The sequence below is a fragment of the Celeribacter marinus genome, from assembly GCF_965656515.1.
In the GTDB taxonomy this organism is placed as follows: Bacteria; Pseudomonadota; Alphaproteobacteria; order Rhodobacterales; family Rhodobacteraceae; genus Celeribacter; species Celeribacter marinus_D.
Map to the genome: position 1 here is coordinate 28,809 of NZ_CBFHKW010000019.1, position 12,535 is coordinate 41,343.

The window sequence follows — 12,535 nt, forward strand, 5'->3', positions numbered from 1 at the left end:
ACTTGCAGGTGCGCTGCAAATGCGCGGCGTGGGCAAAGGCGACCGCGTTATCATTTACATGCCGATGATCCCCGAAGCCCTTGAGGCGATGCTTGCCTGTGCACGGATCGGCGCAGTGCATTCGGTCGTGTTCGGGGGATTTGCCGCCAACGAGTTGGCCGTGCGGATCGACGATTGCACACCCAAAGTCATCATCGCCGCGTCCTGCGGGTTAGAGCCAAACCGCGTGGTGCACTATAAGCCGCTGCTCGACAAAGCCATTGATCTGGCCGAGCACAAACCAGATTTCTGTGTGATTTTCCAACGTGAACAAGAGGCTGCAAAACTCGTCGAGGGCCGCGACTTTAGCTGGCATGGGTTCCAATACGGCGTCAAACCCGCCGAATGCGTCCCTGTTGAGGGCAATCACCCCGCCTATATTCTCTACACCTCAGGCACCACAGGCCAACCCAAGGGCGTCATTCGCGCCACGGGCGGGCATCTTGTGGCGCTCCAGTGGACGATGAAAAACATCTACAATGTCGGCCCCGGAGAACGGTTCTGGGCCGCGTCCGACGTCGGATGGGTCGTGGGTCACTCCTACATCTGTTACGGACCGCTGATCACAGGGGCCGAGACATTGGTGTTCGAGGGCAAGCCCATCGGGACGCCGCACGCAGGCGTGTTCTGGAAAATTATCCAAAACCACCGCGTCAAATCGTTCTTTACTGCACCAACGGCCCTGAGGGCGATTAAACGCGAAGACCCCGATGGCGAATGGATCAAGCGCTACAAGCTCCATGACCTTCAGGCCTTGTTCCTCGCAGGCGAACGTGCGGACCCCGACACGATCAAATGGGCGCAAAAGCATCTTGGCATCCCCGTGATCGATCACTGGTGGCAAACAGAAACGGGGTGGGCCATTGCCGCCAACCCGCTTGGGATCGAAGAACTGCCCGTCAAAGTCGGATCGCCCTCGGTGGCAATGCCCGGCTATGAGATCGACATTCTGGATGACGCGGGCCACCCTGTTGCCAACGGCGAACTTGGTGCAATTGCGATCAAACTACCCCTGCCCCCCGGCACGCTGCAAAACCTGTGGAACGCCGAAGAGCGCTATAAAAAGTCCTACCTCAACACCTTCCCCGGCTATTATGAGACGGGTGATGCGGGGATGAAGGATGACGATGGTTACCTCTACATCATGGCGCGCACCGATGACGTGATCAACGTGGCGGGCCACCGCCTATCGACGGGCGCAATGGAGGAGGTTCTAGCGGGGCACCCCGATGTTGCCGAGTGCGCCGTGATTGGCGTCACCGATCAACTCAAGGGTCAAATGCCTATGGGGTTTTTGTGCCTCAACAAGGGCTGCGACCGCGATCATGCGACCATTATCAAAGAGTGTGTCGCCGCCGTGCGCAACGATATCGGTCCCGTAGCTGCCTTCAAACTGGCCTGTGTTGTGGACCGCCTACCCAAAACACGATCAGGCAAAATCCTGCGCGCCACGATGGTTAAAATCGCAGATAGCGAAGACTACAAAATGCCTGCCACCATCGATGATCCCGAGATACTCAACGAGATCAAGGTGGCGCTACAGGGCATTGGCTACGCTCAATAGACCCCGACCAAATCAGACAAAACGCGCTCCAATCGGGGCGCGTTTTCGTTTGGGGCGCTTGATTGCGGCCTTTAGGTGAATTGCTCGCGCAACAACCGCTCTTCCAACCCATGACCGGGATCAAACAAAATCCGGTGGTTCACGGATGGCTCAGAGGCGATTTCAACCCAAAGCACATTGCCCGCCGAACGACTATCGGCGTCCGCCATCACGGGACGCTTTTCGGGCTCCAAAATATCAATCCGAACAGTTGCAGATTTTGGCAAAAGCGCGCCGCGCCACCGCCGCGGACGAAACGCCGCCATCGCGGTGAGCGCCAAAACATCGGACCCAATCGGCAAAATCGGACCGCGTGCCGAATAGTTATACGCCGTGGACCCTGCGGGCGTGGACAGCAAAACCCCGTCACATACCAGCTCTTCCATTCGTATTTTACCATCGACGGAGACGCGCAGTTTTGCCGCTTGCGGGCCTGCGCGCAGCATCGACACCTCATTGATTGCAAGCGCGTGATGCATCTCACCATCCGCCCCCAGCGCCCTCATGCGCAGCGGGTTAATCACCTCTTCTACGGCTTCGGATAGACGGTCACGCAAACCCTCCTCGTGAAATTCATTCATCAAAAAGCCGACTGTGCCGCAATTCATACCGTACACAGGCACGTCCAGATGCATGGTCGCGTGTAGGGTTTGCAACATGAAACCGTCCCCGCCAAGCGCGACGATGACGTCCGCCTCCTCAGCCACAACAGGCGTGTAGCGCAGTTGCAGACGCTCAAAGGCGCGCTGTGCGGCTTGTGCTTCGCTGGCCGCGATGGCGATTTTGACCATGATATCTCAACTTTCTATAGTGACCCGCGACACGAATGCGGTGCCGTCTTTGTCAGTGTGCCTATCAAACCACGACAAGGTTTTCACGTCTTTTCAGCATGCTGCGCCCGAAGGCCTCATACCAACTTGATGAACACGATATCAAAACCGACCCATTCAAGATCATTATGCACGTGTTATGGGTTTTCCACGGCCCTCACTTTGGCTAAACACACCGCAGACTCGTCCCTGCTGCCAAGGAGCACCCCCATGACTTCCAACGTCCGCGACGCCGGTTTCTTTACCGAAGACCTTTCATTACGCGACCCCGCAATCTTTGACGTCCTCACAAACGAGCTTGGCCGTCAACGCGATGAGATCGAATTGATCGCCTCCGAAAACATCGTGTCCGCCGCTGTGATGCAGGCACAGGGATCGGTTTTGACCAACAAATACGCCGAAGGATATCCTGGACGCCGCTACTATGGCGGCTGTGATGTTGTGGACATCGCCGAGAACCTTGCGCGCGACCGCGCAAAGGAATTGTTCGGCTGTAAATACGTCAACGTTCAACCAAACTCGGGCTCACAAGCGAACCAAGGCGTATTCCAAGCGCTCTTGCAGCCGGGTGACACCATCCTTGGCATGTCGCTTGATGCGGGCGGCCACCTGACCCACGGCGCAAAGCCGAACCAATCCGGCAAATGGTTCAACGCCATTCAATACGGTGTGCGCAAGCAAGATCAGCGGATCGACTATGACCAGATCCAAGAGCTTGCGACCGAGCACAAGCCAAAGATGCTTATCGCGGGCGGCTCGGCCATTCCGCGTCAGGTCGACTTCGCAAAGATGCGTGAAATTGCGGACTCCGTTGGCGCCATTTTGATGGTCGACATGGCGCACTTCGCGGGTCTCGTCGCGGGCGGTCAACACCCATCCCCGTTCCCGCACGCCGATGTTGTCACCACCACAACACACAAAACCCTACGCGGTCCACGTGGCGGCATGATCCTGACCAATGACGTCGAGATCGCCAAAAAAGTGAACTCCGCGATTTTCCCTGGCATTCAGGGCGGCCCGCTGATGCATGTGATCGCGGCCAAAGCCGTGGCCTTCGGCGAAGCGCTTCGCCCCGAGTTCAAAGACTACGCCGCACAGGTTGTGAAAAACGCCCAAGCGATGGCAGACCAGTTGATGAAAGGCGGCCTTGATATCGTCACAGGTGGCACGGACACCCACGTTTTGCTCGTTGATTTGCGTCCCAAAGGCGTCAAAGGAAACGCGACTGAAAACGCTTTGGGCCGCGCGCACATCACCTGTAACAAAAACGGCATTCCGTTTGATCCCGAGCCACCAATGGTGACATCTGGTGTGCGTCTTGGATCCCCCGCCGGCACCACACGCGGATTTGGCGAGGCCGAGTTCCGCAAGATTGCGGATCTGATCGTTGAGGTCGTAGACGGCCTTGCCCAGAACGGCGAAGAGGGCAACGCGGCTGTTGAGGCCAAAGTGAAAGCCGAAGTTGAGGCGCTCTGCGCACAATTCCCGCTGTACCCGAACCTCTAAACCACCGCGAACATCACAGATCAAAGGGGCCAGTCATGGCCCCTTTTTTATGGCGTCAACATCTGTGGTGCTAAATCAAGTCTCGCCAGATCATGATGCCCAAGATCAAGCCAACCGTGACACACACGACAAAGGCAATGCTCGCCATCAGATCAAGGATTTTGTTTTTGCGCCGTTTTGAGGCATCCAAACCGCCGAGGTGGCGCGTCAAGTTTTTGACCGCACGCGCCACACGGTCGTGGTCAATCTGGCGCGACAACATTGGATGGGTTTCCCACTGCATCGCCATAGCGATCAGCGCCCCGTCACGGCGCGCCCAGCGCGGCAATCTACGCCCCGCCTTTGCAAGTTTCTCGGCAAAACCTACCCCCGCATGCACGCCAAGCCGTTCGCTCAAAAGCTCGGATAGCTGCTCTGCTTGGTGTGAAATAAGGGTGGTCATGTGAATGAAAATAGCAGGTGAGCGGCGCAGGTCACCTATTTTCTATATCTGCCCGGCATATGATCCTGAGGCCACGGATACGCGCAAGCGAGGACTCCCCGCTTGCGCGTCATATCGTTAGTCGCGCAGTGCGCCTTCGTCGTCGGCCCGTGCACGCATCTGCGCCTTTACCTTGCGTCCAAAGAACACGGGCAAGATGAAGCCAATGATCGCAATCAGCCAGAGTGTGATCGATAGCGGGCTATCAACCAACGTCATCCAGTCACCATTATCGATTGTGATGGCGCGCCGCAGGTTGTTCTCCATCGAGTTGCCCAACAGTGTTCCAAGGATGATGGGAACAAGCGGCACATCAAATTTACGAAGCACCCAGCCCAAAACACCAAACCCGATCATCACCAAGAGATCGAATGACGAACCTGAAATACCGTAGATCCCAACAAACGACACCATCGCCACAACGGGCATCAAGATACGTGGAGGCACCATCAACAGGCGGGTGAACAGGCCCACCATCGGGATGTTCATCGCCAAGAGCATAAAGTTCGCGATGAAAAGCGCCGCGATCAGACCCCAGACCACATCCGGATTTTGCGTGAACAACAGCGGGCCTGGTGTGATGTTAAGCGAGAGCAACACCGCCAAAAGCACCGCAGTGGTCCCCGACCCCGGAACACCTAGCGCAAGCATAGGAACAAGCGCGCCGCCGGCCGCGGCGTTGTTACCCGCCTCAGGTGCTGCGACACCACGTGGATCGCCCTTGCCAAACGTCTTGCCGTCTTTATCGACCAAACGTTTCTCGAAAGAGTACGCGATGAAGGAACCAAGGGACGCCCCCGCACCGGGCAAGACGCCAGCGACAAAGCCCAATAGCGTTGAGCGGATCATGGTCGGTGTAGTTTCTTTGATCATCGACATCGGCGGGGTGAGACGCCCCACTTTGATCTTGTCCGCTGTGCCCTCGGCACTCCCGTGGCGGTGTTCCAAGAAAATGAACACTTCGGAGAGCGCAAAGAGGCCAACGATTGCGACAAGGAAATCAAGCCCGTCATAGAGGTGAACTTCGCCAAAGGTAAAGCGTGGCACACCCGTCTGCGTATCAACGCCGATCATCGCAAAGCCAAGCCCAAGTGCCGCCGCAAATGCCGATTTGGCTTGGTTCGTCGACGACACGCCGCCAAGCGTCATGAAGGCCAAGGCAAATAGAGCGAAGTATTCGGCAGGCCCGAACAACAACGCGATTTTCACGAGTTGCGGCGCGAGGAAAATAAGCCCCCAAGTCGCAAAGAACGCTCCGACGAAAGAGGCAATGCCAGACAGGGAAAGAGCTTGTCCAGCCATACCTTTTTTCGCCATCGGGTGCCCGTCAAGACAGGTCATCATCGCAGGCTCGTCACCAGGGATGTTGAGCAGGATGGACGAAATACGCCCGCCATACATCGCGCCGTAATAGACTGAGGTTAGCAAAATAAGGGAGGGTGTCGCGCCAAGGCCAAGCGTGAACGCCAGCGGGATCAAAATCGCCACACCGTTCGACGGGCCAAGCCCCGGAAGCGCGCCCATTACAGTGCCCAAAAAACAGCCCAGAAGGGCCAAAAGGATGTTTTGCCACGTCAATGCAATGGCAAATCCGTCCGCAAGAGACGTCAAAGTATCCATGAGTGTTCTCCTTTAAAAGCCAAGTGGGCCGCGTGCGAGCGACAAGCCAAGCACGAGGTGAAAGACAACGTAAATGCCACCAGACGTACCGATTCCCGTCAGAACGGTCGCAACAAGCCCCGATCCCAAACGCCATGTCAGATAGGCCGCGGCAAATGCGGTCGCGATCAAAAAGCCCAACACGGGCAAGAGTTCGGCATAGAGCATCATAACCACAACTGCGGATAGAATTTCGGCAAGCCGTCCAAGGCTCGGCCATTCGGGCGCACTATCGGGCTTGAGCGCAATAACGATGGAACTGAGGCCAAGAATGGCGGCAATGATTAGCGGGAAGGCTTTGGGGCCAACAGCATCGGACAAAAAGCTTTCCTCAATCGCGAGAGCTGCGAAAGCAAAACCAATGGCGATGAGTAGGCCGACAAGTCCAAAAATTCGATCACTCATGGGACGATCCTCTTGAGGTAACGGATAAAAAGGGACGTGGGTAAACAGTGGGCGCCGCACTCGCATGCGACGCCCTCAAATAAGTGGCGTTCAAAACGCTTATTTGATGATACCGATCTCTTTGGAGATGGTTTGGATTTGGGACACGCTGTTTGCGACGAAGGCTTCGAATGCCTCGCCTTGCAGATCAAGCGGAGCCATGCCGTTGTTTGCCATGGTCTCTTTCCACTCAGGTGTCGCATAGAGGTCGGCGATCTTGCCAACCCATGCGTCATATGCTTCGTCGCTCATATCGCCCGGTGCGTAGAACCCGCGCCAGTTCGCGCCGATGGCGTCAACGCCTTGCTCTTTGGCTGTCGGGAAGTCCGCAAACTCACCACCAAGACGCTCAGGAGAGAGAACGGCCAAAACGCGAATATCGCCGCTATCGACAAAGCCTTTGGCTTCGGAGATGTCGCCTGTGAACGCCTGAACGGACCCTGCGAGAAGCTGTGTGACAGCCTCGCCACCACCGTCAAACGCGATGTATTTCACAGAACGCACATCATCGATGCCATAGGCATTCGCGGCGATGAGCACTTTGAGGTGATCCCAACCGCCAACGGCAGACCCGCCTGCAACGGAGATTGTGGTCGGATCGGCTTTGATCGTGTCGAGCAGCGCGGGCAAATCCGCGATCTCGCTATCTGCGGCCACAGCGATCACGCCGTAGTCAGCACCGATAGAGGCCAACCAGCGCACTTCGTCCATAGAGTTTCCAGGGTATGCGCCTTGAGCCAGACGTGTCGCAGTCGCCGCAGAGGCCGCAACGATCAGATCGTTATCATCGCCACGTTTGTTGACAACTTCAGCAAAGGCCACGCCACCGCCGCCACCCGCGAGGTTCACAACCTGCATGGTTTTTTCCAAAAGACCGCGATCTTGAAGCGATTTGCCGACCTGACGGCAAGTGAAATCCCAACCGCCGCCGGGGTTCGCAGGCGCGATACACTCAGGGTTTTCAGGGGTAAAACCCTCAGCGACAGCGCCAAAGGTGGATGCGCCAAGCAAAGCTGCGGCGACTGTAAGGCGGGTTGCCTTGATGATCATGTGTATTCTCCTCCACATATACTATTTTGTCGGGCCGTATGGCCGCCCGATGTCCAAAGCAGTCGCACCACAGGTTTGCGGTCTCCTCGCGACTTGCTATGAGGGAACTGTAGATGGCGAAGCTGTCGTGAACCTGTCACGATGGGCCAAGGTCGACGGAGGGGAACAAGATGCGCATATTGATCGTCGAAGACGCCGCCGATGTAGCCGAAGCCGTGGCTATCCGGTTGGGCAAAACGGGTATGGCGTGCGATCTCGCGGACAGCTGTGCCGTGGCCGAGGATTTTCTCGCGGTTCAGCGCTATGACGCAATTGTACTCGATATCAACCTGCCTGACCGCAATGGTACGGAATTGTTGCACGACATGCGCATGCGCGGCGACCGCACGCCCGTGTTGATGCTCACCGCTTTGTTTTCCGTCGATGACCGCGTGTCCGCACTTGATCTGGGTGCCGATGACTACCTCGTCAAACCGTTTGATCAACGCGAACTCGAGGCGCGGTTGCGGGCCTTGGTGCGGCGTGAGGCGGAGCACAAATCGGACGCCGTCACCCTTGGCCCACTTGCCTTTTCACCGGCGGCACTCAGCGCCACTCTTGATGGTGCCCCCCTTGATCTGACGCGCCGTGAAGCCACGCTTTTAGGACTATTGCTACGCAGTCAGGGGGCGGTTTTGAGCAAACAACGTCTTTATGACGGATTATTCGCCTTTGATGATGCCGATGTCGGTCTAAACGCGATTGAACTTTATATCGCCCGATTGCGCAAAAAGCTGTCGACGTCATCCATTGGCATCGAAACGCAACGCGGCCTTGGCTACCGGATTTTCGCGTATGAATAGATCCGCTGCGAACCTGACGGTCAACCGCACACTTTTGTCACGCGTGATGGGCGGAGTGCTATCGCTCTTGGCCATGGGCGGCGTGGTGGTCATGCTTGCCTCCTTTGCCTACGGAAAAAATGCCGCGCGCCAATCCTTTGACCGCTTGCTCGTCGGGGCCGCAAGCGACATAGCGGAATCAATCAATGTGGTCGACGGGACGCCTGTTGCCGATATTCCTGTCTCCGCTTTTGGACTATTGGCCTTCGCCGATGCCGACCGCGTGACCTATTCGGTGCGCGGACCCGATGGCACGCTGTTAACGGGGCATGACGGAGCAAAAGAACGCGTTGGCGAGACGCGCGCGATCACCCAACCGCACTTTTTCGACAGCGCCATCCAAGACGAAGCCGCACGGTTCGTCACGGTTGTACGGCGATTTTCTGAGCGTGATTTTTCCGGCAATGTGTTTGTAACCGTTGGACAGACCTTGCGGGCGCGCAACGCAATGGCAATGAGCCTCACAACAGGGGCCGCGATCGTGACCGGACTGGGTGGGATCGCACTTCTACTAAGTGCCTTTTTTGTCATTCGATCCGCCATGCGCCCGCTTGAGCGCATGACACAAGAGATGTTGGACCGCGACCCCTACGATCTCACCCCTATGCCCGCCGATGGCCCCGCCGAGGTGGTTGTGATGGTCCATGCCATGAACCGATTTATGGGGCGGCTCGATCGCCAGGTTGGCGCAATGAAACATCTGATTTCAGACACCGCGCATCAGTTGCGCACACCGGTCGCCGCAATCCGCGCACAAGCGGAACTTGCGATTGAGGATGACGGCGATCACCTCCCGCAACGCCTTGACCGGCTGGTGCGGCGCACGCGGTCGCTTGGGACACTGCTTGATCAAATGCTGTCGCGTGCTTTGGTGATTCACCGCTCTGACAACGCCCCTCCCACGCCAGTCGATTTACGCGACATTGCGCTCAAAGTGTTGGAGGATCGCGATCACGAAGTTCTGGCCCCTGACACTGTGGTCGACTTACGTATTGGCGAGACGCCCGTCATGGTGTTGGCAGACGATATATCCCTTGGCGAAGCCGTTAAAAACATGCTTGCAAACGCACTACGCCATGGAACCTCCCCTGTGGCCATTGGAACATCGTGTGACGACGGGCACAGCGAAATATGGGTCGAAGACGCTGGAAGCGGCCCATCTGCGGACGTCCTCGAAAAGATAGGACAACGCTTTGAACGCTCGGCCGCCTCAACTGGCAACAGTGCGGGCCTTGGCCTGTCGATTGTACGCGCAGTTGCACAGGCCTTTCACGGCAGCGTCCGGATGGACAAAACACCAACCGGCTTTCGCGTCACGCTAAGCCTGCCTCACCAGACCGAAGCGACATCATCATGAGACCATCCGGCACACAACGCGGCGTCATCGCTGCCCTCGTAGGCCTGTGCCTTTGGGCCACTCCGATGCGTGCCCAAGAAGCCATCGCGCAGTTTGGCGAACCGACGACAAGCGGCACATCCCTTGTCGTGCGCTCCACCACGGACATTGCCATTCTTGCCCCTGCCCTAACCGCCTTTGTCGCGGCCAATCCGCGAATTGGCATCACCTATGAGCAATGGGGATCAAACGCGCTGTACGCCGATAGTCTCGCGGCCTGTGAGGGCACCAATGCCTCTGCAGACATTGTGATTTCATCCGGCGTGCATCAGATGGTAGATTTGGTCAATCGCGCCTGCGCCAGCCCCTATGCGTCACCCTTTGCCGCGACCCTACCTGCGGAACGCAAGTGGCGCGACGAACTTTGGGGAATCACCCAAGAGGCCGCGGTTACGATCTACAACACAGCTCTCGTCCCCGCTGAGGACGCGCCGCAAACACGGTTTGCCTTGCTTGACCTTATGCGGCGTCAGTCCGACCACTACCGTGGGCGCATCGCCACCTATGACGTAGAACGCTCTGGGCTCGGTTTTCTGTTTGCATTCATGGACAGTCAGGAAGCCACCACGTTTGGTGGACTTCTTGAGGGGTTTTCACGCGTTGATGCGGTCGCAACCTGTTGTTCGGCGGAGATCATCAAAGGGGTGCAGCGCGGCGATTATTTGATCGCGTACAATGTACTCGGCTCCTATGTGGCCTCGGTCCCGCATGAGAACTTGGGCGTTATCTATCCAAAGGACTACACCCTATTTTTGTCGCGCGCCTTGATGATCCCAAAGGCCGCCGCGCATAAAGAGCAAGCCGCGCAATTTTTGGACTTTCTGTTGTCCCCTGAGGGACAAGGCATTCTCGCGCAAAGCAACTTGGTTCAACATCTTGATGCGGACGCATCCCCCCTGCCGCAAAGCGCACAGCGCTATATACCGATTGATCTGACGCTCCTTGTGGCGATGGATCAGCACCGCCGCGCGAGTTTCGTCGCAAAATGGCGCGCGACCTTTGGCGCGGGCCCACGCTAACCCCATTTTCGCACGCCCGCATGATTTGACCAAAAACCCAAACCCACACATGCAAAAAAGCCCGCAGTTTCCTACGGGCTTTTCGAACTGTCATAGGCCAACGCGTTTACACGTCAGCAACACAGACTTGATTTTGAATGCCAAGCTTGTCGATCCCAAGGGCAACCTTGTCGCCAACTTTGAGATAACGCGGCGGTTTAAAGCCAAGGCCAACACCCGGAGGCGTGCCCGTGGACACAATGTCACCCGGCTCAAGCGTAAAGAACTGCGAAAGGTAGGACACGAGGAACGGCACGCGGTAGACCATCGTGGAGGACGAGCCGTCCTGAACACGCTCACCATTCACCTCAAGCCACATGCCAAGGTTGTCAAAGTCGCCAACTTCGTCAGGCGTCACAAGCCATGGACCGGTCGGGCCAAAATTGTCGGACGATTTACCCTTGACCCACTGGCCCGCACGTTCCGCCTGAAATTCGCGCTCGGACACATCGTTGATCAGGCAAAAACCTGCAACGTGATCCATCGCGTTCTCTTCGGAAACATATTTCGCAGTCTTGCCAATCACGAAACCAAGCTCGACTTCCCAGTCGGTTTTGACCGAGTTGCGCGGAATGATGATCGGATCATTCGGGCCGCAAATCGCCGAGGTGAATTTAGCAAAAATGACCGGCTCTGGCGGAACCTCAAGGCCCGATTCAGCCGCGTGATCGGCGTAGTTGAGGCCGATACAGATAAATTTGCGGGTGCCGCCCACGCAAGAGCCCAAACGCGGGCTCCCCTCAACGATGGGCAGAGACGCCACGTCGATGTCTTTGAGAGTGGCGAGGTTGACCAAAACGTCCCCCGCAATATCCGCCACATGTGCGGAGAGATCGCGCAGATTGCCGTCACTGTCTACCAATGCGGGCTTTTCTGCGCCGCGCTCGCCGTATCGTGCAAATTTCATATGTCTTGATCCTTTTGTTTGGCGTCTTAAGCGGTCCAACCGCCGTCAATGACGTGGACTTGGCCCGTGGTAAAGCTGCTCTCATCGGAGGCGAGATAGGCCACGAGGGCCGCGATTTCGTCGGGCTCACCGATACGCCCCATTGGCTGACGCGCAATAAAAGCCGCCATCGCGCCCTCATAATCCCCCGTATCGCGCAAACGTTGGTGCAACGAAGGGCTATCAACGGTACCGGGTGCAATGGCGTTACAACGAATGCCTTTGGTCACATAGTCATTTGCAATGGCTTTCGTCATCCCCGCGACTGCGGCCTTGGAAGCCGAGTAAATCAGGCGATTGACAGGACCCGTGATCGGACCAGCGACAGACGACATGTTAATGATCGAGCCTTTTTCCTGCGCCAACATCGCGGGTAAAAACGCGCGGATCATGCGAAACTGCGCCTTGGCGTTGAGGTCAAACGCGAAATCCCACTCGTCTTCGGTGGCGGTTAAAATGTCGCCGCCATGCACGATGCCCGCACAGTTGAACAACACGTCCGCCGTGCCCACCTCAGCCGCAAAGGCCGTGATAGCCTCCCCGTCGAGGACATTGAGTTTGCGTGCCTCAATCCCGTCAATTGCATCGAGCTCCGCCAAAGCGGCCTCATTGATGTCAGTCGCAATAACGCGCGCACCCTCG

General features: G+C 57.1%; 12 protein-coding genes. 5 read left to right on the forward strand and 7 right to left on the reverse strand.

The genetic code is table 11. The annotated features are described in order from the left end of the window. Positions 1 to 1,603: AMP-binding protein (locus tag ACTG34_RS06290; RefSeq protein ID WP_439104123.1), on the forward strand; the 1,603-nt coding region annotated here is incomplete at its 5' end. A 71-nt stretch (positions 1,604 to 1,674) separates the two neighbouring features. Here ACTG34_RS06290 and ACTG34_RS06295 read toward each other — a convergent pair. Further along, the gene (locus tag ACTG34_RS06295; RefSeq protein ID WP_439104124.1) at positions 1,675 to 2,433 is read right to left on the reverse strand and encodes an NAD kinase; all 759 of its coding nucleotides are present in this window, start codon (positions 2,431 to 2,433) and stop codon (positions 1,675 to 1,677) included. Between the two features lie 249 nt (positions 2,434 to 2,682). On the opposite strand from ACTG34_RS06295, the gene glyA reads away from it, so the two are divergent. Continuing rightward, positions 2,683 to 3,978 (forward strand): serine hydroxymethyltransferase, encoded by a 1,296-nt coding sequence (glyA, locus tag ACTG34_RS06300; RefSeq protein ID WP_439104125.1) that lies wholly within the window; start codon positions 2,683 to 2,685, stop codon positions 3,976 to 3,978. Positions 3,979 to 4,048: 70 nt separating this feature from the next. On the opposite strand, the gene ACTG34_RS06305 is transcribed toward glyA, so the two are convergent. The 4 genes from ACTG34_RS06305 to ACTG34_RS06320 form a co-directional block, all read right to left on the reverse strand. Continuing rightward, positions 4,049 to 4,420 carry a hypothetical protein gene (locus tag ACTG34_RS06305; protein ID WP_439104126.1) on the reverse strand — a complete coding sequence of 124 codons (372 nt, stop codon included), beginning with the start codon at positions 4,418 to 4,420 and terminating at the stop codon, positions 4,049 to 4,051. 117 nt (positions 4,421 to 4,537) lie between these two features. Continuing rightward, positions 4,538 to 6,079: a tripartite tricarboxylate transporter permease gene (locus ACTG34_RS06310; protein ID WP_439104127.1), complete on the reverse strand. Its 1,542-nt coding sequence runs from the start codon at positions 6,077 to 6,079 to the stop codon at positions 4,538 to 4,540. A 12-nt stretch (positions 6,080 to 6,091) separates the two neighbouring features. Continuing rightward, positions 6,092 to 6,523: a tripartite tricarboxylate transporter TctB family protein gene (locus tag ACTG34_RS06315; RefSeq protein ID WP_439104128.1), complete on the reverse strand. Its 432-nt coding sequence runs from the start codon at positions 6,521 to 6,523 to the stop codon at positions 6,092 to 6,094. 99 nt (positions 6,524 to 6,622) lie between these two features. Continuing rightward, entirely contained in the window at positions 6,623 to 7,612 is a 990-nt protein-coding gene (locus ACTG34_RS06320) for a Bug family tripartite tricarboxylate transporter substrate binding protein (protein ID WP_439104129.1), read from the reverse strand. 170 nt (positions 7,613 to 7,782) lie between these two features. Between ACTG34_RS06320 and ACTG34_RS06325 the strand changes: the two genes are divergently transcribed. The 3 genes from ACTG34_RS06325 to ACTG34_RS06335 are packed head-to-tail and all read left to right on the forward strand — an operon-like array spanning position 7,783 to position 10,908. Beyond that, positions 7,783 to 8,454 carry a response regulator gene (locus ACTG34_RS06325; protein WP_439104130.1) on the forward strand — a complete coding sequence of 224 codons (672 nt, stop codon included), beginning with the start codon at positions 7,783 to 7,785 and terminating at the stop codon, positions 8,452 to 8,454. Continuing rightward, a complete protein-coding gene (locus ACTG34_RS06330) occupies positions 8,447 to 9,850 on the forward strand; it encodes a sensor histidine kinase (RefSeq protein WP_439104131.1) in 1,404 nt (467 codons plus the stop codon). Before ACTG34_RS06325 ends, ACTG34_RS06330 begins: the two co-directional genes overlap by 8 nt. Then, positions 9,847 to 10,908 carry an ABC transporter substrate-binding protein gene (locus tag ACTG34_RS06335; RefSeq protein WP_439104132.1) on the forward strand — a complete coding sequence of 354 codons (1,062 nt, stop codon included), beginning with the start codon at positions 9,847 to 9,849 and terminating at the stop codon, positions 10,906 to 10,908. Before ACTG34_RS06330 ends, ACTG34_RS06335 begins: the two co-directional genes overlap by 4 nt. A gap of 106 nt (positions 10,909 to 11,014) precedes the next feature. Here the strand turns inward: ACTG34_RS06335 and ACTG34_RS06340 are convergent, their stop codons facing one another. Continuing rightward, positions 11,015 to 11,854, reverse strand: a complete 840-nt coding sequence (locus ACTG34_RS06340; RefSeq protein WP_439104133.1) for a fumarylacetoacetate hydrolase family protein — start codon at positions 11,852 to 11,854, stop codon at positions 11,015 to 11,017. A gap of 26 nt (positions 11,855 to 11,880) precedes the next feature. Next, on the reverse strand, positions 11,881 to 12,535 hold a 655-nt coding region (locus ACTG34_RS06345), incomplete at its 5' end, for an SDR family oxidoreductase (protein WP_439104134.1).

Excerpts from the sequence above, each read along its gene's own strand:
- glyA (WP_439104125.1), top strand. The coding sequence starts at position 2,683 with ATGACTTCCAACGTCCGCGACGCCGGTTTCTTTACCGAAGACCTTTCA.
- ACTG34_RS06310 (WP_439104127.1), bottom strand. The coding sequence starts at position 6,079 with ATGGATACTTTGACGTCTCTTGCGGACGGATTTGCCATTGCATTGACG.
- ACTG34_RS06305 (WP_439104126.1), bottom strand. The coding sequence starts at position 4,420 with ATGACCACCCTTATTTCACACCAAGCAGAGCAGCTATCCGAGCTTTTG.
- ACTG34_RS06335 (WP_439104132.1), top strand. The coding sequence starts at position 9,847 with ATGAGACCATCCGGCACACAACGCGGCGTCATCGCTGCCCTCGTAGGC.
- ACTG34_RS06295 (WP_439104124.1), bottom strand. The coding sequence starts at position 2,433 with ATGGTCAAAATCGCCATCGCGGCCAGCGAAGCACAAGCCGCACAGCGC.
- ACTG34_RS06325 (WP_439104130.1), top strand. The coding sequence starts at position 7,783 with ATGCGCATATTGATCGTCGAAGACGCCGCCGATGTAGCCGAAGCCGTG.
- ACTG34_RS06340 (WP_439104133.1), bottom strand. The coding sequence starts at position 11,854 with ATGAAATTTGCACGATACGGCGAGCGCGGCGCAGAAAAGCCCGCATTG.
- ACTG34_RS06320 (WP_439104129.1), bottom strand. The coding sequence starts at position 7,612 with ATGATCATCAAGGCAACCCGCCTTACAGTCGCCGCAGCTTTGCTTGGC.
- ACTG34_RS06330 (WP_439104131.1), top strand. The coding sequence starts at position 8,447 with ATGAATAGATCCGCTGCGAACCTGACGGTCAACCGCACACTTTTGTCA.
- ACTG34_RS06315 (WP_439104128.1), bottom strand. The coding sequence starts at position 6,523 with ATGAGTGATCGAATTTTTGGACTTGTCGGCCTACTCATCGCCATTGGT.